Here is a 22,762-nt window from a genome sequence, read left to right as displayed (position 1 = left end):
AAGGCTCATTTAGAGCCTTTTTTTGTAAATGTTCAAACTATTGCTAATCATTGATTTTCTTTTAGAAATTTCAAGCCTACTCTTTGGTTGTAGAAGTACTAAAGTCAACCTTTGGAGCTGTCTTAGCTTCTTCGCTTTCTTTAAAGGTTTCTGCCTCTTTAAAGTTCATCATATTAGCGAAAAGAACTGTTGGGAAGCTTCTTAATTTTTGATTGTATTCTGTTGCCACTTTGTTGTAATCCTTGCGGGCTACAAAGATCCGATTTTCACTTCCAGCCAATTCCGTCATGAGTTGTTCCACATTTTGATTGCTCTTGAGTTCTGGATAATTTTCTGTTAGCGATATCAAACGTGAAATAGCTGAGCTCAACTCTCCTTGAGCCTCTTGATTTTCTTTTGAAGTCACGGAGCCATTCCCAATTTTAGCACGAGCTTCCGCAATCTTGGTAAAAACCTCTGTCTCATGGTTCATCTGGCCTTTTACAGACTCTACCAAATTTCCAATCAAGTCAGAACGACGTTGAAGAGCTGTCGCCACATCAGCTTGCGCTTGTTCGACCTTGGTTTGTTCAGAGACAAGACCATTATAAGTGCCTACTACTGAGCAACCGCCAAGCAAGATAATAGCCAGCAAAATGCTCAACACATAAATAATTCCTTTATTTTTCATATCTAAACCTACTTATTTCCTTAAATTTTATACGAGCATCACCAATCATCGGATGAACCACCGCCATCGAAGCCACCACCGTCCCAGCTACTAGAGGAGTCTGAGCCTGAATCTGACCAAGAAGAACCTGAGTCGGATGAGTCACTAAACCACCATCCTCCGTCAGAGGAATCTCCTCCTCGGCCACCGCCGCCTCCTCTAATAATGGCTATAAATACGATAATGAAATAAATGATTATCCCGACTCCGAACACATTGTCCATAGGGTCACTGTTCTTACGATGACTAGATGAGTTACTATTGCGACTCGATTTTTTGCCACTGATACTTTCAGAATAACGTTTGATATCAGAGGAGTCATCATCAGACGAGAAGGTCCCACTTCCTCTATAAAACTGATTGTCCAAGCCTTTGGCAATCGCTAGAATTCCTTTACCATAGTCACCAGTTTTGAAATCTGTACGGCTGGCTGCCAAGATCTGCTTGGTTTGATAGTCCGTTATTCTAATGGCGGTGTTATTACTGGTTTCAATTCTTGATTTACGGTCTTGAACGGCTACTACAATGAGACTTCCAAAATTATCTCCTGAATAGCCAATCTTCCAAGCCCTGGCAGTTTCATTAGCCACCGTTTCAATGCTTTCTCCTTCCAGACTATCTACGATATAGACACCTATTTGAAGCTTTTCTGCCTTTTGACTATTAGCTTCATTCAAATCACGAATCTGAGTAACTACTTCCTCTGTCAAATAATGATTTGGGTCATAGATACCATAGTCTGGTTTTTCAGGTGCAGTGAATGCTGATAGGAAGAAAAATGCCATCAGCAATCCAAGTAGACGCACCAAGAAAGGATTCTTTAACAATCTATCTTTTTTCATAATAACCTCCTTATGCAAGGAAAATTGTTTAGAGCATTATAGCATTTTGAATCTTACAAAGAAAGTACCTTTCCATTACAAAACCGTGACAAGGACTAGGAAAATGATGTTAATTTGATGACAAATTTAGATCTACGCTCTTGGTATCATCTACAAAAAAGAAGGTCTGTTAACCTTCCTCTTTTTACCATTTTATTTTCGTTTTCTTGCAATCAGATGGATTGGCGTTCCCTCAAATACAAAGGCCTTGCGGATTTGATTTTCCAAGAAACGCAAGTAAGAGAAGTGCATAAGTTCTTCTTCGTTGACAAAAATCACAAAGGTCGGTGGTTTAGTTGCCACTTGAGTCGCATAGAAGATCTTGAGACGTTTCCCTTTATCTGTCGGTGTTGGGTTGATGGCGATAGCATCCATAATGACATCATTCAAGACTGCTGATGGGATACGGGTATTTTGACTCTCGCTGATTTGTTTAATCATCTCTGGAAGTTTGTGGAGACGTTGCTTGGTCAAAGCCGAAACAAAGATAATCGGTGCGTAAGGTAGATATTGGAACTGTTCACGAATATCTTCTTCCCAGTTTTTCATGGTGTGATTATCTTTTTCAAGAGTATCCCACTTGTTAACTACGATGATCATCCCTTTACCAGCTTCGTGGGCAAATCCAGCGATACGCTTATCATACTCACGGATGCCTTCTTCGGCATTGAGGACCATCAAGACTACATCTGAACGGTCAATAGCTCGCATGGCACGCATGACTGAGTACTTCTCTGTGTTTTCATAGACTTTACCAGACTTACGCATACCAGCCGTATCAATCATGGTAAACTCTTGGCCATCCGCATCTGTAAAATGTGTATCAATGGCATCACGAGTTGTACCAGCAACAGGACTAGCAATGACGCGATCTTCTCCCAAAATGGCATTGATCAAGCTAGATTTTCCGACATTCGGGCGACCAATCAAGCTGAATTTAATGACATCTGGATTTTCATCTTCGACTTCATGTGGGAGATTTTCGACGATAGCATCCAGTACATCCCCTGTACCAATCCCGTGCACAGATGAAATTGGCAATGGTTCTCCCAATCCAAGAGCATAGAAATCATAGATATCATTTCTCATTTCCGGATTGTCAACCTTGTTAACTGCAAGGATAACAGGTTTATGAGTTTTATAGAGTTTACGGGCTACGTATTCATCAGCATCTGTGATGCCTTCTTTTCCAGAAACTACAAAAACGATGACATCAGCTTCTTCCATGGCAATCTCTGCCTGGTGCTTGATTTGTTCCATAAATTGAGCATCAACATCATCAATCCCTCCAGTATCAATCATACTGAAAGAACGGTTAAGCCATTCACCAGTAGCATAGATACGGTCCCGTGTCACTCCTTCGACATCTTCTACGATTGAGATGCGTTCCCCTGCAATACGGTTAAACAGGGTTGATTTCCCAACATTGGGACGTCCTACGATGGCAACAGTTGGTAAGGCCATGTTTTCTCACTTTCTACATTAAGTTCTTTTGTTCAAGATTTTCTCTAGTTGAGCTTGGTTCAGGCTGACCGAATTGTTCTGCAAGACGTTGACTCCAAGTGGTCGTCGCACGAGCTCCTGCATATTCAGTCTGCACACGGTCATAGGCTTCAATAGCCTCAGCTGTTTGTTCTTGGTATTCTTCCTCAAAAACAACATTCTCTAGTGGCAATCTTGGTTTTACATCATGTTTTTGGTTCGGCACACCGAGTGCAATCCCAAAAACTGGATAGGTATAGTCAGGAAGGTTGAACAATTCTGCTACTTCAACAGATTTGTAACGCACCAAACCGATGATTACTCCACCATAGCCAAGGCTTTCTGCCGCAAGCAAGGTATTCTGTCCAGCCAAGGCTGCATCTACTGAAGTAATGAGGAGTCCTTCCACCCCTTGAGGTTGGAAAGTATCGGTATGGAGACGAGCCCCTTTTTCTGCACGGTTTAAATCTCCTACAAAGAGGAGGAAGGCGGCAGACTGACGAATCGCTTCCTGAGGAACCAGCTCAAAAAGAGCATCTTTCTTTTCTTGACTTCTGACTAGAATCACAGAATAAGATTGGAAATTTTTCCAAGAAGAAGCCATTTGGGCAGCTGATAAAATCTCATTCAAGTCCTCTTGAGGAATCGCTTCTTCTTTAAATCTGCGAACCGAGGTATGACATTTCATTAAGGTGATTGTTTCACTCATCGGCGATTTTCTCCTTCTAGTCGTGTTTCTTCTGCTAAATAGCGGATACGCTCCATAACGCGTCTAGCTTCCCATGTTTCATCGTTTCCGTTCTTGCCTTTAGCAAAATGTTTTTCCAAATCTTCAAAATTGAAATTTGAGGTAAAGAAGGTTGGCAAATCTTCCTGCATACGATATTGGAGAATGACTTGTAAGACTTCATCACGAACCCAAGGCGTTGATTGCTCGGCGCCAATATCATCCAAAATCAAGACTTCAGCTTGCTTGATTTCATCCACCAAATTCTTGACATTCCCATCTCCGATAGCATTTTTGACATCAATAACAAAGCTAGGATAGTGAAGAAGGGTTGATGAAACCCCACGTTTTTCTGACAAATCATGGGCTAGAGCAGCTACCATAAAGCTCTTCCCAACTCCAAAGTCTCCATAGAGATAGAGACCTTTACGGACTTCTGGATATTGCTCAACAAAGGTAAAGAGCTTTTCAAAAACTGGCAAACGTCCCAAATCATCCAAATCAACTTGAGCCAAACTAGCTTTTTTAAGACTAGCTGGAAGATTAATCAGTCTGAGACGGTTCTTGATAGCCGCTTCTTTCTCAGCCGCAATCAGTTCCGGAGTTTCCTCATAGGATACATCAGCGTAACCATGATTCATAACTAGAATTGGCTTATAGCCACGCGCGATATAGTCGGTATCTCCACGAAGAAACTTATCTCGCTCGGTGATGTATTGGTTAAACTTAGAGATACTACGATTCAATTCCTCTTGACTGAGAGATTCCTTCTGGATAAAAGCCGCAACATCAGGATCTTTTACAATCTGCTGGACCAGGTCCTGGTATTGAAAACGGCTGGGATGACCTTTAAGCACATCTCCTACACTTTCCATCTAGTCTCCTCCTTTTCCTAATCGATCTAACATTTCTTTTTTCTTACGTTCTAACTCCAAACGAGTTTCTTCGCTGGTTTCATTTTTATATTCTGGATTACTCCATTTAGGAACATTAGTTTTTGCTGGGCTTGTATTGGCCGATTTTTGTTCTTGCCCCTTTTTATTCTTCTCTCTGATTCGAAGCACAGCTTCTTCAGCAGAACGAATCTTGTTATAAGAGTAATCATTAGCCACTTTCATGGCATATTTTTCATTGAGATTGGCCGAGTCAACCTTATTGAAGGTCAAAAGTATAACAACATTAATAACTTCATCAAGCAGTCCCAAATCCGCCATCTGTTTTAACAAATCGCGTTCGGCTTGGATAATTCCAGCATTTCGGGTTTGTTTGATCCCCGCTAAAAATTGCAGGGCAGTTTTACTTTTAGCTTCTCGGATAATGGTCGCTTCTTGGGGACTAAAGTCCGATGCAACAGACTCTTGCGCTAATTTTTCACGCATGCGCTTGACAGAAATAACTTGTGAAACAGCTGTTCCTTTAGCTAGTTGATAGGTTTCAAACCAGGTCCATTTTTTCTCATCAGCAATTTTAAATAACTCCAAGACATCTGACTGTTCATCTTGGAAACGGAGATTATCTCTCGCCATGAGCTGACGAAAATGCTCCAAATCAAAATCATTTTTAAAATCAGCTGTTACTGGTGTCTCATCATGACTAGCCAAGTCTTCTATCTCTGGAAAGGCCTGACTCAAAGGAACAGTCAAAGGCTCTCCACTTGCCTGCTCTTGGCGCAAATCAGAAACTGCTGGCTCACCGATTTTTTTCTCCAATAAGGTACGATAAACCGTATGACGCAAGAAATCTGAGCTAGAAAGCGTTGGATGAATAGCAAGTTCATAGCCGTCACCCTTTTGATAGAGGGTCACCAAATTGAAGGCTGATAAGATTTTAAAAGCCTTTAACAGCCTATCCATCCCAAAATTGAGATGATTGAGGATAGCTGCAAACAGGTGTTCTTTTTGTCCATCATCCCAAAAAGCTAAGGTATAAAGGTAAAGACTCAGCGCATCCTGACCGATAATCGGAAGGTAGCACTGCACCAAAGTTGTGGGATCTTGCGACACCCGATTATTCTTTAGAAAAGAAAAACGATCATTAGGCTTCATTTATTTTTCCTTTTTCTTCTTTGAAGATTGCGTAATTTGTTTGAGAAGATTTTCGAGCTCACTCACATCTTTAAAGCTACGATAGACACTGGCGAAACGAACGTAAGTGATTTCATCCAGTTCAGCCAATTCTTCCATGACCAGAGAACCAATATCTTCACTTTGAATTTCATTATCATTGCGACTGAGGAGTTTTTGTTCGATACGATTGACCACCATGCCAATCTCATCACTAGACACCGGACGTTTTTGAGCCGAACGAATAATCCCGTTAAAGATTTTATCTCTGGAGAACTGCTCCCGTGTGCCATCCTTCTTGACCACAACCAGCGTTCTTTCTTCTACACGTTCATAGGTCGTAAAACGATGCTGACATTCTTCACACTCACGTCTTCTTCTAATCGTATTTCCTTCTTCAGCCTGACGGCTATCGATAACACTTGATTTAGTAGCGCCACATTTTGGACAACGCATGCCTTCCCCTCCTTGTCGTTTTCTTTTCATTATACCATTTTTTAAGCAATTCCCAAAATAATTCTCCTTTTGGCTTGACAAGTTTTTTGTTTAGTTGTATTATTTAAGTGATACAAAAAGAAATTGTTGAAAGGAGACCGTGATGCCCTGGACATTTGATAACAACAAACCCATTTATTTGCAGATAATGGATAAGATCAAACTGCAAATCGTTTCTCATAAACTAGAACCCAACCAACAACTGCCAACTGTCAGAGAACTGGCTAGCGAGGCTGGCGTCAATCCTAATACCATCCAACGTGCCCTATCAGACCTAGAAAGAGAAGGCTTCGTTTACACCAAGCGGACTGCAGGGCGTTTTGTCACCGAGGATTTGGACCTAATCCTCCAATCCCGGAAGCAACTTTCTGAAGAACAGTTGCAACAGTTTGTAACAGGCATGGTAGAATTTGGCTATAAAAAAGAAGAACTACCTACTGTTTTAAGAGATTATATTGAAGGAGTTTAGACTATGACCTTGTTAACGTTTGAAAATGTTTCAAAATTCTATGGAGCAAGCCCTGCTCTTCAAAATGTTTCCCTTGAAATCCCGGCAGGGAAGATTGTGGGTCTCCTCGGCCCAAACGGTTCCGGAAAAACAACCCTGATTAAACTAATCAACGGTTTACTCCAACCAGAGCAAGGGCGTATCCTCATCAATGGCATGGAACCAAGCCCAGCAACTAAGGCTATCGTTTCTTATCTACCTGATACGACCTATCTCAACGAGCAAATGAAGGTCAAAGAAGCTCTTACTTTTTTCAAGACCTTCTATAAAGATTTCAATCTGGATCGTGCTCAAGGTCTTCTTCGTGACCTTGGTATCGATGAGAATAGCCGTTTCAAGAAACTCTCAAAAGGGAACAAAGAAAAAGTTCAGTTGATTCTTGTCATGAGTCGTGATGCTCGTCTATACGTCCTTGACGAACCAATCGGTGGTGTCGATCCCGCAGCTCGTGACTACATCTTGAACACCATCATCAACAACTACTCTCCAACTTCGACTGTCTTGATTTCAACTCACTTGATTTCGGACATCGAACCAATCTTGGATGAGATTATCTTCCTCAAGGACGGAAAAGTCGTCCGTCAAGGAAATGTGGATGATATTCGTTACGAGTCAGGTGAATCAATTGACCAGCTCTTCCGTCACGAATTCAAAGCCTAGTTAAAGGAGATTATTATGTTTTGGAATTTAGTTCGTTATGAATTTAAAAATGTTAACAAGTGGTATTTAGCCCTCTATGGTGCTGTGATCATCCTTTCTGCCCTTATCGGGGTACAGACACAATCCTTAATCAAACTACCTGAAAAAAATCTATCTGTTCTACTTGTTTTTCTATCTACTGTCTTTGGTAGTTTGATGGTTACACTTGTGATTTCAACTATCTTCTTGATTATTAAACGATTCAAAGGAAGTGTCTATGACCGACAAGGCTATCTGACTTTAACCTTGCCAGTTTCTGAACACCATATCATCACAGCCAAACTAATCGGTGCTTTTATCTGGTCGATGTTTAGCACTGCTGTCTTACTCCTATGTATCTATATTATCCTACTGTCAACAAATTCTTATGAAGTTCAACTTTCTACTCTTCTATCATTTGTTGGAGAACATTTTACAGGCTTTGGTCTTACTGTCTTATCCTTCCTGCTTAGTACAATTTCAGGGATCCTCTGCATTTACTTGGCCATATCCATCGGACAACTTTTCAATGAATATCGTACAGCACTCGCTGTTGCAGCCTACATTGGTATCCGAATCGTCATTGGAGTTATAGAAGTCTTCTTCAATACCAGTGCTAACTTCTATGTCAATTCACTTGTAGGATTTAATGATAATTTCTATATGGGAGCAAGCGTAAGCATTGTTGAAGAACTCATTTTCATAGCTATCTTTTATCTCGGAACCTACTATATCTTAAAGAACAAAGTAAACTTACAATAATGAATGAAGCCCCTAGCAAATAAAGCTAGGGGCTTCTTTTTACACAAAGAAATATAACATTCTTATTTCTCAACTCAATATCAAACCTGCTACGATGGGACTTACAAATACATAGAGAATACCGGTGACACCGATGGCTAGTCCTCCCATAGCACCTGCAACTGGTCCATAGCGAAAGGCTGTTCCAGTCCCAACTGCGTGACCAGTTCCTCCAAGAGCAAGACCAGCAGCTACTGGGTCGTCAATCTTGAGCCATTTTAAAAGTGTTGGTCCAATAACACTAGTCAAAATGCCAGTTGCTACCACAACTACCAAGGTGATCGTCGCTATCCCTTGTAGCTTATCCGTAATTCCAACTGCCATGGCCGTCGTTACAGACTTTGGGAAAAGCGAAATCGCCAAGAAGAAATCCATGCCGAAAAATTTTGCAACTAAAGCTGTAAAAACTGTATTTACAACAACAGCAAGGAAACTACTGAGTAGAATACTTCTAACATGGTGTTTCATGAGGTGAAAACTCTTATAAAGAGGAATTCCTAAAGCTACTGTTGAGGGAACAATCAAGTTATTGAGGTAGACCCCGCCTTGATAATAGGCAACATAAGAAATACCAGTCAGTTTTAGAAAAACAATGATAAATAAAGTTGCTAGCAGCAAGGGAGTGGTCAGAGGATGAGGGTACCGTCTAAAGATAATCATGCCTCCAAGATAAGCCAAAATAGACAAGGCTATCCCAAAAAGTGGATTGGATACAAATTCGCTCATTTGGCACCTCTTTCTTCGTAATCACCTTCATAACGCTTTTTGATAAACTGAACTACAAGCGCAATCAAGATAATATTGATAACTGCTGCAAAAAAGACAATCAAGACAATGGGCAATAAATAGGGAGCAATCACATCAAATTTCTCCATAATCCCAACTGCAGGAGGTAGAAAGAGGATAGTCATATTAGCTAGGAGAAAATTCCCAACCATGTTGACATGACGTACCCGCAACCACTTGAACTGCAAGGCTAAAAATAAAATAATTAAACCGATAATGCTTCCAGGAATAGGCAAATGGAAAAAGCTAGAGATTCCCTCACCAATCAGAGAAATGACAAAGAGAATCATTAACTGAACATATAATTTCATCGTTTACTCCACAAATAGACTTTCTGCATACCAGTTTACTCTTTTTTCAGAAAATTTCAAGGAAATACACAAGAAACATCCTTCTTGCTATCTATTCCAAAAAGTTGTATACTAATTGCGTGCGCAAGCATCTCAGATAGGCAAATCTGTTTATAACTACCATATAGAAAGGAGATTGATATGACTTACTTAGAAAAATGGTTTGACTTCAACCGCCGACAAGTAGAGCTAGAAGCTCTTTTAGAGCAAACGATTGCTGAGCAGAGTGACCAAAGTCTAACGCTCAAAGAATTCTATCTCTTGCACTTTTTAAATCAGGCTCAAGAAAAATCTTTGAGACAGATTGACCTGCCTGATAAACTCCATCTGAGTCCAAGTGCTGTATCACGAATGGTGGCACGCCTAGAAGCCAAAAATTGTGCTTTACTTAGTCGGAGATGTTGTGACCAGGATAAGCGAGCTAGTTTTATCTGCCTCACTAAGGAGGGTCAGACAACTCTTGCCTATCTACAAAAAGCTGTAGAAGAAAGCCTTGAAACAAAAGCAAGTTGGCTTTCCTAAAATTTTTACAAAAAAACTTGCGTGCGCAAGCAATTTTCTTGACATTCCTTTTTCCAAGGAGTAAAATGAAGATATGATTTAGCAAAGGAGAATCCTATGATTGAAATCACTTATCTTGATGCCAGCAAGCAAGAGAGAACCATGAGCTTCGAGTCATACGAAGAATTTGAACGTTCTCAACATGCCTGCCTGATTGGTGTCGCAGACTACTACCCTGTCCAAAAAGTAACCTACAAGGGACATGATTTGGACTACCATGGGACTTATGGAGATGTTTTCTTCTATCTCATGAAATAAGATTTAAGCCAATATAATTAAAAAGGAGAAATACTATGGCAAAAGCAATTACAGATGCAACATTTGAACAAGAAACTAAAGACGGATTGGTCTTGGTAGACTTCTGGGCTACTTGGTGTGGTCCATGTCGTATGCAAGGTCCAATCTTGGACAAATTGTCTGAAGAACTTTCAGAAGATGTCTTGAAGATTGTTAAAATGGACGTTGATGAAAATCCAAACACAGCTCGTGCATTTGGTATCATGTCTATCCCTACTCTTCTCTTCAAGAAAGATGGACAAGTTGTTAAACAAGTGGCTGGTGTCCACACTGCAGAACAAATCAAAGCCATCGTTGCTGAATTAAGCTAATCAAAAAAGAGACCAAATGCATTCATTTGGTCTCTTTTTTCTTGCCCTTTGCCATTTTTCAAAAAATATGCTAGACTGTAACTAGAATATTACGATGTTTGGGACATGCCATCGCTAAAAAAAACCTTTACTTGGTATTTTTTAGCTCCCTCTGGGGAGCTTTTTGCGTGCTCTGAACATTTCCCATTTTGGAAGGAGTACTATGAAACGTCAATCAGCCTTGGTCGTCTTTAGTGGCGGTCAAGATTCAACAACCTGCCTTTTCTGGGCCAAGCAACACTATGAAAGGGTCGAAGCCGTTACCTTTGCCTACGGTCAACGCCACCATTTAGAAATTCAAGTGGCCAAAGAAATCGCTGAGGAACAAGGAATTCGTCATCATATCCTAGATATGTCTCTGCTAGGACAAATTACTGAAAATGCCTTGACTTCAGATTTAGAAATTGAGAAAAAAGAAGGAGAGATTCCTAATACCTTCGTTGACGGTCGCAATCATCTCTTTCTGTCTTTTGCGGCAGTCCTTGCCAAGCAGCGTGGAATTACGGATATCGTGACAGGAGTGTGCGAAACAGACTTCTCTGGTTATCCTGACTGTCGGGATGTCTTTGTTAAATCACTCAATGTCACGCTCAACCTTGCTATGGATTACGACTTTGTGATCCAAACGCCTCTCATGTGGCTAGACAAGGCTGAAACTTGGGAATTAGCTGACCAACTTGGTGCCTTTGACTATGTTCGTGAGAAGACCTTGACCTGCTACAATGGGATTATCGGTACTGGTTGTGGAGCTTGTCCTGCCTGCCATCTACGCCAACATGGTTTAGAGGTTTATCTCTCTCAGAAAGGAGAGGCCTGATGTTTTTTGCCCCCAAAGAAATCAAACAAGAAACTGGGGAATCTCTTGTCTACAATCCTCACAGAACCTTAGTCTCAAAAGAATTTACCTTCGATGCTGCCCACCACCTCTTTCACTATGAAGGAAAATGCAAATCCCTACACGGTCACACCTATCATCTACAAATCGCTGTCAGTGGATTTTTAGATGATAGAGGTATGACCCACGATTTCGGAGACATCAAAGCTATCTACAAGGACTACTTAGAGCCCCACTTGGATCATCGCTATCTCAATGAAACCCTGCCCTACATGAATACGACTGCTGAAAATATGGTTTACTGGATTTTCCAAACCATGAGCCAAGAGTTGCCAGACGAGCGCGGTCTCCGTTTGGAATATGTTCGCCTCTATGAAACTCCGACTGCCTTTGCAGAGTTTAGACGGGAGTGGTTAGATGACTAAGGAACGTGTCCTCAAACTACCAGTTCTAGAAATTTTTGGGCCTACCTTTCAAGGTGAAGGTCGAGCTATTGGCCAGAAAACCATGTTTGTCCGCACTGCTGGTTGCGACTACCACTGCGACTGGTGCGACTCCGCCTTTACTTGGGATGGTTCTGAAAAACCAACTCGCATGACAGCTGATGAAGTAATCGCTGAATTAGATAAACTAGGAAGCTACGACTATGTCACCCTATCTGGGGGAAATCCTGCTATCCTAGCAGCCAACATGGCTGAGCTAGTAACCAAACTCAAGGAACGTGGTGTCACTCTTGCCGTTGAAACCCAGGGATCTCGCTGGCAAAATTGGTTAAAAGATATTGACCAAGTCACTCTGAGTCCTAAGCCTCCTTCCTCCAAGATGGAAGTCAACTTTGAGACCTTGGACTTTATCGTTTCCCAACTAGACCCAGACAAAGTAACCTTTAAAATCCCTGTCTTTGATGATGCAGATCTAGCTTTTGCCAAAGGTATTCAAGAACGCTACCAACCAGATGTCCTCTTCTTATCGGCGGGAAATCCTGAGCCCAAGGCTACAGGCAATATTGTCCAAGACCAACTGGATCGCCTCAAAGAACTCTGGGAACGTGTCGCTGCCGACGATAGCTGGGGCAATGTCCGCGTCCTTCCTCAACTCCATACCCTCCTCTACGACAACCAACGTGGTGTTTAAGATTAGAAAGAAAAAATCATGTCACAACAAGAAGAAATGAAAAACCTCAGCCTCCTCGGCAACAAAGAAACCAACTACATTTTCGAATATCAACCAGAAGTCCTCGAATCCTTTGACAATCGTCATGTGGAAAATGACTATTTCATCAAGTTCAACTGTCCTGAATTTACCTCACTTTGTCCCATCACTGCTCAACCAGACTTTGCAACTATTTATATTTCCTACATTCCTGACAAGCTCTGTGTCGAGTCAAAATCCCTCAAACTCTACCTCTTTAGCTACCGAAACCATGGAGATTTCCATGAAAACTGTATCAACACTATCGGGAAAGACTTGGTCAACTTGCTAGACCCTCGCTATTTAGAAGTCTGGGGAAAATTTACACCTCGCGGTGGCATTTCAATCGACCCTTACTACAACTACGGTAAGCCAGGAACTAAGTATGAAGGCTTGGCAGAACAACGCCTCTTCCAACATGACCTCTATCCAGAGAAAATTGACAACCGTTAAACTCATACTCAATGAAAATCAAAGAGCATACCAGGAAGCTAGCCGAAGGTTACTCAAAGCACTGCTTTAAGGTTATAGATAAGACTGACGAAGTCAGCTCAAAACGCTGTTTTGAAGTTGCAGATAGAGCTGACGTGGTTTGAAGAGATTTTCGAAGAGTATCATACGAAAAAGCCCTGTTCCTCAAGATGAGAAGCAAGGCTTTTTAAGTTTCAATTATTCTTCAGTTCCAAGGAAGTTTTTAGCAACAAGGGCTGCAAGAACTCCACCAACGATTGGTGCAAGGATGAAAATCCAAACTTGTTGAAGAGCTGCGCCACCTACCAATACAGCAGGAGCCAAGCTACGAGCTGGGTTTACTGAAAGTCCAGTGATGTTCAAGCCAGCTAGAATCAAAGCTGTCAATGACAAACCGATCACCAAACCAGCGATTGCGCCATTTCCTTTGCTTGCTGAAGTTACAGTCATGATCACCAAAACAAACAAGAATGTTGCGATTGTTTCAAACAAGAAACCACCAAAGACAGTTACACCGTTTGCCAAGGCATTTTCACCAAGACTTGCAGTTGACATACCTGAATTTGCCAAGAGGAAGAACACAGATCCTGATGCAAGGAAAGCACCGACTACTTGACCAAGGATGTAGTTTACAAGTTCTGAAGATGACAAACGTTTGTTAACAAACATAGCGATAGAAACAGCTGGGTTCAAGTGAGCACCTGAAACAGTTCCGATTGAGAAAGCTGCAACTACGATTGCCAAACCAAAGGCAAGAGCAATTCCAAGGTGTCCAAGACCTTCAACACCATTTCCAAAAACAACAGCTCCTGTTCCGATGAACACAAGCATAAAAGTACCGATCAATTCAGCAACAAATTTTTTCATATTAAGTCTCCTTTTTTCAAACTATGTATTAGTCTATCAGAAGGAGGAAAGGGTTTCAAGAAATGTGCTTGGAAAATATCGTGCGCTTTCCCCTTTACGCGATAGTTTTATTTTTCTAACTCTAAATCTCACACAGGAAAGTTTTCGATTATTTTGATCTTGAAAAATATTCATTTTTCCAAAAACCAGTCTTTGTTTGACACTAATTTCACAAAGGTATATACTAAAAAGCGATAGGACTTCTTTTAGAAGTCTATCACAACTCACTTATAACCCTTTGCTGTTCTTTTATGAACGTTGAAATGGTATCACGGATACCAAAGGAGGAATCATATGTCTAAAGTAGCTATTGTTACAGGTGCAGGTCAAGGAATCGGTTTTGCAATCGCAAAACGCTTGGTCCAAGATGGTTTTAAGGTTGGGGTATTAGACTACAATGCTGAAACAGCTGAAAAAGCAGTTGCTGAATTGTCAGCAGAGAATGCTTTAGCTGTTGTGGCTGATGTGTCTAAACAAGCAGAGGTTGCTGCAGCTTTCCAAAAAGTTGTAGACCATTTCGGAGACTTGAACGTTGTGGTAAACAACGCTGGAGTCGCTCCGACTACACCTCTAGATACGATTACAGAAGAACAGTTCAATCGTACCTTTGCTATTAACGTCGGTGGGGTAATCTGGGGAGCACAAGCTGCTCAAGCTCAATTCAAAGCACTTGGTCACGGTGGTAAAATCATCAACGCTACTTCTCAAGCAGGTGTTGTTGGAAATCCAAACTTGACTGTTTATGGTGGTACAAAATTCGCTGTTCGTGGTATTACTCAAACATTGGCGCGTGATTTAGCTGACTCAGGCATCACTGTTAACGCTTATGCTCCAGGTATCGTTAAAACACCAATGATGTATGATATCGCTCACGAAGTTGGGAAAAATGCAGGAAAAGACGACGAATGGGGTATGCAAACATTCGCAAAAGATATTACATTGAAACGCCTATCTGAGCCAGAAGATGTCGCTGCAGCTGTTAGCTTCCTTGCTGGACCAGATTCAAACTACATTACAGGTCAAACCATTATCGTCGATGGTGGTATGCAATTCCATTAAGATAAAAAATAAGAGGTTGGATTAAATCTAACCTCTTTTATCATCTATACGACTCCAATTTCCAGAGTCATTTTTTTATTAGTGAAAATAATCTTTCTTCAAGACTAGAAATACTCTCCTGCTCTATATAGTATGATTTTCCCTGTTTTAATAGAACACAAGATTAGGAACAGTTTGGATATCCATTTTTTCTGCGAAATCATCAAAAAATTAAATATTCCCATTGCCATTATGGATTCGCTTATTTACTCTTTCACGCACCCTTTCAAGCGCATAAAAAATCACCTTTTCTAGGTGATTTTTTCATAGTCTCTTATTTTTTCAATTCAAGCAAAACACTTATGGCAGACAAGGCGTAAAGCGGCGCTGTTTCGGCTCGTAGGATGCGAGGCCCAAGTCCTGCTAGAACTGCTCCTTTAGCTTCAAAAGATTCAATTTCTGCAGGTGAGAGACCTCCTTCTGGACCAAAGATAAAGAGCAGTTTGGCTCCCTTTTCAAGCTCAGCAACTGCTTGTATAAGTGCAGCTGATTCTCCTTCTTTAGCTGACTCTTCATAAGCCACCACAATAGAATCAAACTGATCCAGTTGGGCTAGAAAGTCTGCCTTTTTCTCAAAAAGGGTAATACTTGGGACTAGATTCCGCTTGCTTTGCTCGGCAGCACCAAGGGCGATTTTTTCTAGTTTCTCGACCTTTTTACCCAATTTCTTGCCGTCCCACTTGGCGACTGACCAGTCTGCGGGAAAGGCCCATATCTGGCTAGCACCCAGTTCCGTCACCTTTTGAGTGATAAACTCTAGCTTATCTCCTTTGGGAAAGCCTGATGCGATGGTCACTTGAATTGGCAATTCTACATTGTCAGCCAATTCTTCAATCAGCTCCAACTGACGCGCCTCTACATTTATCACGCGCGCCAAGCGCTTAATACCATCATCAAAAACTAAGGTAACCTGGTCCTCTTCTTTCAAACGCATGACCTGAAACATGTGCTTGCTGGTTTCCTTGTCCTCGATAGTGACAGGAGAGATTGCACTCCCCTTGACAAAATACTGCTGCATGCTAGCCTCCAATCACACCAGAAATATCCTTGGTCTTCTTGAAGACGCAGGCATTCCATTCCCCTTGGATCATGTGGGTTTCAAGGAAAAATCCAGCTGCTTCTGCTGACTCACGCACCATGTTCCACTTGTCCTTGATAATACCACTCATGATGAGATAACCTTCATCCTTGACCAAGTGATAAGCATCCTCTGTCAGATGAATGAGGATATCTGCCAAGATATTAGCCACGATGACATCTGCCTCAATCTCAACACCCTTAAGCAAATCTCCTGCTGCTACATGGATGTTTTCCATGCCAGGATTGAGCTCAATATTTTCCTGAGCGACTCGAACCGCTACATCATCTAGGTCATAGGCGAAAATCTCCTTGGCACCTAGGAGTGAGCTTGCAATAGAAAGAACCCCTGAACCAGTCCCTACATCTAGCACTGTTTCTCCACCACGAAGGACCTGCTCCAAGGCAAAAAGACTCATCTTGGTCGTAGGGTGGGTTCCTGTTCCAAAGGCCATCCCTGGATCTAGCTTGATAATCTTTTCTCCCGCCGTCGCCTCATAGTCCGTCCATGATGGTACGATGGTCAGGTCATGGGTAATGCGAGCTGGTTCATAGTATTTCTTCCAGTTGTCTGCCCAGTCTTCCTCAGCCAAGGCAGTCGTCCCCATCTTGACCTCTCCTAGATCCATAAAGTCTGTCAATTCTGCTAAACGAGCCTGCAAATCCGCTTCAACCGCTACCACATCAACCGTTTCCGGATAGTAGGCTGTGACCACAATTTCTTCTTGTTGCTCGACCTCAGGGAAAATTTCACCGAAACGGTCCACATTTCCAACATAGTCCATGCTATCTTCAATTGCTACCCCTTGGGCACCTAACTCGATTAAGAGATTAGAGACCAGCTCCTCCCCCTCACGCTTGACTGTAACTTTTAACTCTTGCCATGTTTCCATCATTAAGATACCAAGCCCGTAAAAACACAAAGTCAAAATAGGAAACTCTCTGAAGACGTTTGTGTCTAAGAGAAGTTTATCTTTTTGGCAGCGTGTTTAGGGCGGGTTCAGTTTAGAAATGTAACTGAACCATCCTTTCTATTTCTCTATCAATTTTTTCATGTAGACCATATCCATGCCTTCTTTTTCAGGCTCGATATGGATTTGACGGTAGCCATTTTTCTCATAAAAAGCAACCATGCCCGCATCCTGTAATACCGTACACAAATCCCACTGTTTAATGGTTGGGAATTCTTTTTCCAGCAAGCTTAAACCATTAGATCCATACCCTTTCCCTTGATACTGGGGCAAAATCGCTGCCGTTCCTAACCAAGCTTTCATTAACTCGTCATTGGTCTGAATTCGAAGAAATCCGATTTTATCTTCGTTTTCTTTCACAAAGTAGTAATAGCTATTGGGACGCTCGACTAGTTTCCACTTAATTCGTTCACGGTCCTCCAGATAAGGATCGTATTCATCTTGGTATTTGTCATAAACAGCCTTAAAGCTAGCTCTTTGAATCGCAATGACGTCCTCTAAATCCTCTGCTCCTGCTCGTTCAAGGCTTATCATAAACTCTCCTCCAAATAATCCCTCAATCTCCCCTGTAGCTGAGGCACTGCTTGTTTAGAATTGAGAAATTCCTCAATGCTCATCAGTTGATAGGCTTGCCCTTCATCTCCGAAGATGATATTGTCAAATTGTTCTTGTCTTAGCTGACCAACCATAAAGACCGATTGCTTGTCTTTAAAGATTACGCTAGGATAAATCTTGCTCCAAAGCAGACAGTCTTCATCTAAATGAATTCCCAGTTCCTCATAAACTTCACGCGCTGCGCACTCGAAAGGACTTTCGTTTCCTTCACGACCACCACCTGGCAACTCCCACATGTTGGGACAAGGGATATCGTCCTTGTCATCACGTAAGATAGTCAAGACCTTATCCCCACAAATCAAGGCAATCTTGCAACCTTGGAAATCCATTCTGCTATCCAATAATTCCATGATATTTACTCTTTTCTATGATGACAATTACTCTCTAGGAAAATACAAGCTAGCTTTCTTCGATTACCTTTTGGCAATCTGCATCCCAGTATGCCTGCCATCTACCATGTTTTTTAGCAAAATAAACGGTAAACTCATCATTTACATAATCTGCAACATAGCGAAGATTAGGCGGATTTTCCTCAAAACTTAATACCCAAGGATGGAAGTAAAAAGTTTTCTCCCACCTCTTCTGAGTATAGCCCAAATCCTTGGCAAACTGAGGGATGGCTTGTTGCATCTCACTTTCCAAACAAGACTGAATGGCATTGTCAATACTATTTAAACGAGCTAATAGTTGCTGAAACTGCTCTTCCTCTTCCGTCTTAAAACCAACTAGAAATTCAAATTCCGCAAAATCTTCAGGAAATTCAAGTTCTGTGATTTTCCCATCCTCAGCATAGCGTCCTTCCTCATTAACAAGGCGACGAGTTCCTGACTTCAATACTCTCTCGAAATCTAGATCCGCAAAGCGATTGCGGGGAAGAATATCAACTGACGGCTCAGTTTTAGCTGACCTTCTCCTGAAAAACTGTTTGACTTTTTCTAGCATAGTCTCCCCCTTCTCCTTGAATTCATTATTTAAAAATGTCCACTTAGAATATTTTCTAGTATCTCGGATAAGGGTAAAATTCTCCTTCTTCCAAACCGACTTTCCCTTCTTCAAAGACTTCTTGGTTCCATTCCATGACGAATTCTTCTGCTTCTGGGTCTTCCAAAAAGTCCATGAGGGCATCTAGTCCAACCTCGGCAGTATCTTTAAGGAATAGTGCAAAATAAGCTAAAAATTCACGAGAAAAACCTTTCTTAGGCAGGTAAGGGATGACTGTAAGATAGTCTTCTGCATTAACTGTTGACTTGGCAGGGTTGTAAAAAAGTACCGCTTCTTCAAAAAGGATATCATCTGACGAAACCTCTCCGTCTTCATCTAGCATCTCCACCCCTGCAGCATTTTGTGCCTCTAATAGAAAACTCACTTCAACCGCATGATTACGCTTGTCCCAACTAATCTCATAATCAAAAGGAAAGTTCTTATCCAACTCTTCTTGTAAAACATCTAAAAATCCGTATGTTGCCATTTTGTCCTCTTTCTATACGACTCTTAAATCGCCCCGAATACTCGGAAATATGCTAAAATAGATACTACCATATTACCACATTAGTATCAGAAAATCTATGTTAGAAAGGACTGCTATGCCAGACAATCTCGCGCTTCGTATGCGCCCCAAAACCATCGACCAGGTCATCGGTCAGGAGCATCTGGTTGGCCCAGGTAAAATCATCCGCCGTATGGTGGAAGCCAATCGCCTATCCTCTATGATACTCTACGGACCTCCAGGAATTGGTAAGACCAGTATTGCCTCAGCCATCGCTGGAACGACCAAGTATGCTTTTCGGACCTTCAATGCCACTGTTGATAGTAAAAAACGTCTCCAAGAAATCGCTGAGGAAGCTAAATTCTCAGGTGCCCTTGTACTGCTACTAGACGAGATTCATCGCCTTGACAAGACTAAACAAGACTTCCTCCTTCCTCTCTTAGAAAGCGGTCTAGTCATCATGATCGGGGCGACAACTGAAAATCCTTTCTTTTCTGTCACGCCAGCCATTCGTAGCCGTGTTCAGATTTTTGAGTTGGAACCCTTGTCTAACCAAGATGTCAAAGAGGCCATTCAAATCGCCCTGACTGACCCTGAACGAGGCTTTGATTTCCCTGTTGAGTTAGATGATGATGCCCTTGATTTTATCGCAACATCTACCAACGGTGATCTCCGTTCTGCCTTTAACTCGCTGGATTTGGCAGTTCTCTCCACTCCAGCTAATGACAAAGGTATACGTCATATCACGCTTGACATCATGGAAAATAGTCTGCAACGGAGTTACATTACTATGGACAAGGATGGAGACGGGCACTATGATGTTCTATCTGCCCTTCAAAAGTCTATTCGCGGATCAGATGTGGACGCTAGTCTCCACTATGCTGCTCGCTTGATAGAGGCCGGTGACCTTCCTAGCCTAGCTCGTCGTTTGACTGTGATTGCTTATGAAGATATCGGTTTGGCCAATCCCGAAGCCCAGATTCATACCGTGACTGCTCTGGATGCAGCACAGAGGATCGGTTTCCCCGAAGCCCGCATCCTCATTGCCAATGTTGTGATTGATTTGGCCCTTTCTCCAAAATCCAACTCAGCCTATGTAGCTATGGACAAGGCTCTGTCTGACCTTAAAACCTCAGGTCACCTACCAATCCCACGTCACCTGCGAGATGGCCACTATAGTGGTAGCAAGGAATTAGGCAATGCCCAAAACTACCTCTATCCACATAACTACCCAGGTCACTGGGTCAAACAAGAGTACTTGCCAGAAAAAATTCGCAACCATAGCTACTTCTCACCAGAAGATAGTGGAAAATACGAACGTGCCCTGGCTCAACGCAAGGAAACCATTGATAAATTACGAAACTTATGAAATCCTTTTCAAAATTTTTAATTTTCCCTTGATTTTTTTTGAAAAAGTGGTATCATATAATCATAGAAACGCTGTGGTGTACGACTTCACATTTAAGTGTTGACCGACTATTTTTTGTATTATTAGGGAAACAAAAGTCTTCTAACAGCATGTAGGCCGTCTCACACGGAAACAGCTTCAGTTAGAGCGAGTTGCCCACCTGCTTAATTGCGCGGGTTCAATACAAACCGTGAAGTTTCGGCACCAATACAGCTTTTTATTTGCCTCCTTAGCTCAGTTGGTAGAGCAGTAGACTCTTAATCTATGGGTCACAGGTTCGAGCCCTGTAGGGGGCATCTAAATCAACAGGAAAAAGCCTTGATTTATAAGGCTTTTTTGCTTGTCTATAACTGATTTGCCCCATCATTTGCCCCACATTTTTTTTATGAGCAATCTTTCCAGACATCTCTGATTATGAAAAACAAAAAAGCTATCCTACCTTTGCAAATTTGGATAAGATAGCGGAATATTTTAATGCAACTCCAACCCAACTCTTTGGAACGAGTAAAGAGATTGAGTTAGAAAAGAGTGTTCTTGAATCTAATGAATACTCTGATAAAGTAAGTGAAATCTTAAAAGCTGTCAAATACATCGAGCATTTCCTACATACTGATGGACAGTACTTAGAGGATTTACTTTACTTAACAAGAGGCAACCAACTATACACAGAAGATGGAGATGAGTTGTATATTGATCCAACTTCTCAGAAAAGAACACTTCATAACCAATATGAACCTGGTTTTATTGAAGCAAGAGATAAATCTCCACTAGAACTCTTAATTGAAAATAAGGAATTGTTTGATAAATAGAAAAAGCGAGGATAACCTCGCTTCAGATTGAAGTTAAAATCTTTAGAAGACACTTTTATAAGGACTTTGTCTTCAATCTGTGAAAAGGAGTGAAAACTCCTTTTCTTTTTGTAAGTCAGACTGAAACTTCCAAATTGTTTATTTATTTTATTGACATTTTCTATAAAAATAAGTACAATAGTTTTATTAGAAACTATACTATATAGGGGGTATTGAAATGAAATTTTCTAATCGTTTACTGCTATTCCTTGCAGGAGTTGTTTTTGTCCTTTTAGGACTTTTCCTATTTACAAACCCAGTAGCTAATCTTGTTGCTTACAGCTGGTGGATTTCATTTGGTTTACTGGTTTCTTCTATAGCAGCTATTTTAGGCTATTTCTCTGCACCAAAAGAGCTTCGCTCACCTGTTTATCTTTTCCAAGGATTTGTTAGTCTTCTCTTAGCTCTTTACCTCGTTGCTTATGGCTTTGTGACCCTGCCGGTCGTCATTCCGACCATTGTAGGAATTTGGTTAATTGTAGAAGCCATTATTGCTTTCTTTAAAGGCAATCGTCTAAGATTGATTTTCCCTATTATTGGTAGCAATATCATGTGGGTAGCCTTGCTTGAATTTTTACTAGGTCTAGTGATTCTGTTCAATCCAGTGGCTACAGGTGTCTTTGTCGTTTATGTCATTGCCTTTTCATTTTTAGTTACTGGCTTCACCTACATTATTGAGGCCTTTCGTAAATAGTCTAGTTGCTATTTCTATCGCATTCAAAAAAGCTGGGAAATCATATTCTCAGCTTTTTCGTCTCTTTAATTATCACTTTTTCGCATTCCATTCTACGTAGAAATTTGTTTTTCCATTTTATTCTCCAATTTGATCTCGCACTGACATTTATTTATAACAAAACTATATATCTAGAATAGCATAATCATTAGGTATTATAGGTTTTCAAACAAAATACGAGTCATTCGTTTTTGCCCCGCTTTTGCCCCATTTTTAAATCCTGACATTGAAAATACCTAAAAGTATTTCCCTAAAATCAGCTATATTTCAACATTTTTGTTTATTTTCAATATGAAAAGTTCTTACAAATCCATGTAGGGGGCATCTAAATCAACAGGAAAAAGCCTTGATTTATAAGGCTTTTTTGATGTCAAATAACTTTTTGTAGCAAATCATTATAAAGGTTTTCCAACCTTATCAAACTTATCATTTATT

General features: G+C 41.2%; 30 protein-coding genes and 1 tRNA gene. 15 read left to right on the top strand and 16 right to left on the bottom strand.

From position 1 onward, the window contains the following. Positions 1 to 76 precede the first annotated feature (76 nt). From O3643_RS05540 to nrdR, 7 genes are all read right to left on the bottom strand, one after another. Complete coding sequence (locus tag O3643_RS05540; RefSeq protein ID WP_004250792.1) at positions 77 to 670, bottom strand: LemA family protein; 594 nt, start codon at positions 668 to 670, stop codon at positions 77 to 79. Positions 671 to 708: 38 nt separating this feature from the next. Next, positions 709 to 1,551 (bottom strand): YgcG family protein, encoded by an 843-nt coding sequence (locus tag O3643_RS05535; protein ID WP_006149415.1) that lies wholly within the window; start codon positions 1,549 to 1,551, stop codon positions 709 to 711. Between the two features lie 192 nt (positions 1,552 to 1,743). After that, positions 1,744 to 3,054, bottom strand: a complete 1,311-nt coding sequence (gene der / locus O3643_RS05530) for a ribosome biogenesis GTPase Der (protein ID WP_371500394.1) — start codon at positions 3,052 to 3,054, stop codon at positions 1,744 to 1,746. A gap of 13 nt (positions 3,055 to 3,067) precedes the next feature. Beyond that, on the bottom strand, positions 3,068 to 3,781 hold the full coding sequence (locus O3643_RS05525; RefSeq protein ID WP_371500392.1) for an NADPH-dependent oxidoreductase: 714 nt from the start codon (positions 3,779 to 3,781) through the stop codon (positions 3,068 to 3,070). Further along, complete coding sequence (gene dnaI, locus O3643_RS05520; protein WP_371500390.1) at positions 3,778 to 4,674, bottom strand: primosomal protein DnaI; 897 nt, start codon at positions 4,672 to 4,674, stop codon at positions 3,778 to 3,780. Before dnaI ends, O3643_RS05525 begins: the two co-directional genes overlap by 4 nt. After that, positions 4,675 to 5,844 carry a DNA helicase gene (locus O3643_RS05515; protein WP_371500388.1) on the bottom strand — a complete coding sequence of 390 codons (1,170 nt, stop codon included), beginning with the start codon at positions 5,842 to 5,844 and terminating at the stop codon, positions 4,675 to 4,677. It lies immediately after the preceding gene. Next, positions 5,845 to 6,318 carry a transcriptional regulator NrdR gene (gene nrdR / locus O3643_RS05510; RefSeq protein ID WP_004250782.1) on the bottom strand — a complete coding sequence of 158 codons (474 nt, stop codon included), beginning with the start codon at positions 6,316 to 6,318 and terminating at the stop codon, positions 5,845 to 5,847. Between the two features lie 142 nt (positions 6,319 to 6,460). Here nrdR and O3643_RS05505 point away from each other — a divergent pair, with 142 nt between their 5' ends. From O3643_RS05505 to O3643_RS05495, 3 genes are read left to right on the top strand one after another with little or no spacing between them, the layout of a single operon-like run. Continuing rightward, a complete protein-coding gene (locus O3643_RS05505; protein WP_314944351.1) occupies positions 6,461 to 6,826 on the top strand; it encodes a GntR family transcriptional regulator in 366 nt (121 codons plus the stop codon). A gap of 3 nt (positions 6,827 to 6,829) precedes the next feature. After that, on the top strand, positions 6,830 to 7,525 hold the full coding sequence (locus O3643_RS05500) for an ABC transporter ATP-binding protein (protein WP_371500385.1): 696 nt from the start codon (positions 6,830 to 6,832) through the stop codon (positions 7,523 to 7,525). Positions 7,526 to 7,540: 15 nt separating this feature from the next. Next, positions 7,541 to 8,305: a hypothetical protein gene (locus O3643_RS05495; protein WP_314944350.1), complete on the top strand. Its 765-nt coding sequence runs from the start codon at positions 7,541 to 7,543 to the stop codon at positions 8,303 to 8,305. Positions 8,306 to 8,374: 69 nt separating this feature from the next. On the opposite strand, the gene O3643_RS05490 is transcribed toward O3643_RS05495, so the two are convergent. Then, the gene (locus O3643_RS05490; RefSeq protein ID WP_004250776.1) at positions 8,375 to 9,070 is read right to left on the bottom strand and encodes an LrgB family protein; all 696 of its coding nucleotides are present in this window, start codon (positions 9,068 to 9,070) and stop codon (positions 8,375 to 8,377) included. Further along, on the bottom strand, positions 9,067 to 9,441 hold the full coding sequence (locus tag O3643_RS05485; RefSeq protein ID WP_004250774.1) for a CidA/LrgA family protein: 375 nt from the start codon (positions 9,439 to 9,441) through the stop codon (positions 9,067 to 9,069). The genes O3643_RS05490 and O3643_RS05485 overlap by 4 nt, the downstream gene beginning before the upstream one ends. A 180-nt stretch (positions 9,442 to 9,621) precedes the next feature. Between O3643_RS05485 and O3643_RS05480 the strand changes: the two genes are divergently transcribed. From O3643_RS05480 to queF, 7 genes are all read left to right on the top strand, one after another. Continuing rightward, on the top strand, positions 9,622 to 10,002 hold the full coding sequence (locus tag O3643_RS05480) for a MarR family winged helix-turn-helix transcriptional regulator (RefSeq protein WP_006149405.1): 381 nt from the start codon (positions 9,622 to 9,624) through the stop codon (positions 10,000 to 10,002). Positions 10,003 to 10,098: 96 nt separating this feature from the next. Further along, positions 10,099 to 10,299, top strand: coding sequence for a DUF4649 family protein (locus O3643_RS05475; RefSeq protein WP_371500382.1), 201 nt, complete (start codon positions 10,099 to 10,101; stop codon positions 10,297 to 10,299). 35 nt (positions 10,300 to 10,334) lie between these two features. Then, positions 10,335 to 10,649 (top strand): thioredoxin, encoded by a 315-nt coding sequence (gene trxA / locus O3643_RS05470; protein ID WP_001029581.1) that lies wholly within the window; start codon positions 10,335 to 10,337, stop codon positions 10,647 to 10,649. A 202-nt stretch (positions 10,650 to 10,851) separates the two neighbouring features. Beyond that, positions 10,852 to 11,505, top strand: a complete 654-nt coding sequence (gene queC / locus O3643_RS05465) for a 7-cyano-7-deazaguanine synthase QueC (protein WP_371500380.1) — start codon at positions 10,852 to 10,854, stop codon at positions 11,503 to 11,505. Further along, positions 11,505 to 11,948 carry a 6-carboxytetrahydropterin synthase QueD gene (gene queD / locus O3643_RS05460; protein WP_254731174.1) on the top strand — a complete coding sequence of 148 codons (444 nt, stop codon included), beginning with the start codon at positions 11,505 to 11,507 and terminating at the stop codon, positions 11,946 to 11,948. Before queC ends, queD begins: the two co-directional genes overlap by 1 nt. Further along, on the top strand, positions 11,941 to 12,657 hold the full coding sequence (gene queE / locus O3643_RS05455; protein WP_195183587.1) for a 7-carboxy-7-deazaguanine synthase QueE: 717 nt from the start codon (positions 11,941 to 11,943) through the stop codon (positions 12,655 to 12,657). Before queD ends, queE begins: the two co-directional genes overlap by 8 nt. Positions 12,658 to 12,675: 18 nt before the next feature. Continuing rightward, a complete protein-coding gene (queF, locus tag O3643_RS05450) occupies positions 12,676 to 13,167 on the top strand; it encodes a preQ(1) synthase (RefSeq protein WP_000082587.1) in 492 nt (163 codons plus the stop codon). Between the two features lie 216 nt (positions 13,168 to 13,383). On the opposite strand, the gene O3643_RS05445 is transcribed toward queF, so the two are convergent. After that, entirely contained in the window at positions 13,384 to 14,052 is a 669-nt protein-coding gene (locus O3643_RS05445; RefSeq protein WP_004250764.1) for an MIP/aquaporin family protein, read from the bottom strand. 333 nt (positions 14,053 to 14,385) lie between these two features. On the opposite strand from O3643_RS05445, the gene O3643_RS05440 reads away from it, so the two are divergent. Then, complete coding sequence (locus O3643_RS05440) at positions 14,386 to 15,150, top strand: (S)-acetoin forming diacetyl reductase (RefSeq protein WP_004250763.1); 765 nt, start codon at positions 14,386 to 14,388, stop codon at positions 15,148 to 15,150. Positions 15,151 to 15,463: 313 nt separating this feature from the next. Here the strand turns inward: O3643_RS05440 and O3643_RS05435 are convergent, their stop codons facing one another. From O3643_RS05435 to O3643_RS05410, 6 genes are all read right to left on the bottom strand, one after another. Continuing rightward, positions 15,464 to 16,207, bottom strand: a complete 744-nt coding sequence (locus O3643_RS05435) for a 16S rRNA (uracil(1498)-N(3))-methyltransferase (RefSeq protein ID WP_036758373.1) — start codon at positions 16,205 to 16,207, stop codon at positions 15,464 to 15,466. A gap of 1 nt (position 16,208) precedes the next feature. After that, positions 16,209 to 17,159, bottom strand: a complete 951-nt coding sequence (prmA, locus tag O3643_RS05430) for a 50S ribosomal protein L11 methyltransferase (protein ID WP_371500418.1) — start codon at positions 17,157 to 17,159, stop codon at positions 16,209 to 16,211. Between the two features lie 138 nt (positions 17,160 to 17,297). Continuing rightward, a complete protein-coding gene (locus tag O3643_RS05425; RefSeq protein WP_371500376.1) occupies positions 17,298 to 17,771 on the bottom strand; it encodes a GNAT family N-acetyltransferase in 474 nt (157 codons plus the stop codon). Next, positions 17,768 to 18,202 carry an NUDIX hydrolase gene (locus O3643_RS05420; protein WP_371500374.1) on the bottom strand — a complete coding sequence of 145 codons (435 nt, stop codon included), beginning with the start codon at positions 18,200 to 18,202 and terminating at the stop codon, positions 17,768 to 17,770. Before O3643_RS05420 ends, O3643_RS05425 begins: the two co-directional genes overlap by 4 nt. 49 nt (positions 18,203 to 18,251) lie before the next feature. Further along, complete coding sequence (locus O3643_RS05415; protein ID WP_371500372.1) at positions 18,252 to 18,794, bottom strand: hypothetical protein; 543 nt, start codon at positions 18,792 to 18,794, stop codon at positions 18,252 to 18,254. A gap of 55 nt (positions 18,795 to 18,849) precedes the next feature. After that, positions 18,850 to 19,320: a DUF3013 family protein gene (locus O3643_RS05410; protein WP_016466255.1), complete on the bottom strand. Its 471-nt coding sequence runs from the start codon at positions 19,318 to 19,320 to the stop codon at positions 18,850 to 18,852. A gap of 115 nt (positions 19,321 to 19,435) precedes the next feature. Here O3643_RS05410 and O3643_RS05405 point away from each other — a divergent pair, with 115 nt between their 5' ends. The 4 genes from O3643_RS05405 to O3643_RS05390 all read left to right on the top strand — a co-directional run bounded on the left by O3643_RS05405 (position 19,436) and on the right by O3643_RS05390 (position 22,288). Continuing rightward, a complete protein-coding gene (locus O3643_RS05405) occupies positions 19,436 to 20,707 on the top strand; it encodes a replication-associated recombination protein A (RefSeq protein WP_371500416.1) in 1,272 nt (423 codons plus the stop codon). Between the two features lie 262 nt (positions 20,708 to 20,969). Continuing rightward, positions 20,970 to 21,042 (top strand) — tRNA-Lys (locus O3643_RS05400). A 96-nt stretch (positions 21,043 to 21,138) separates the two neighbouring features. Next, positions 21,139 to 21,555 (top strand): helix-turn-helix domain-containing protein, encoded by a 417-nt coding sequence (locus O3643_RS05395; protein ID WP_260467130.1) that lies wholly within the window; start codon positions 21,139 to 21,141, stop codon positions 21,553 to 21,555. A gap of 217 nt (positions 21,556 to 21,772) precedes the next feature. Beyond that, positions 21,773 to 22,288, top strand: a complete 516-nt coding sequence (locus O3643_RS05390; protein WP_003004261.1) for an HdeD family acid-resistance protein — start codon at positions 21,773 to 21,775, stop codon at positions 22,286 to 22,288. The last annotated feature ends 474 nt before the right edge of the window (positions 22,289 to 22,762 follow it).

The organism is Streptococcus sp. 20925_1_44 (assembly GCF_041432435.1).
In the GTDB taxonomy this organism is placed as follows: Bacteria; Bacillota; Bacilli; order Lactobacillales; family Streptococcaceae; genus Streptococcus; species Streptococcus infantis.
Note: the sequence above shows the minus strand (reverse complement) of the source record. Positions and strands in the feature narration are given on the sequence as shown.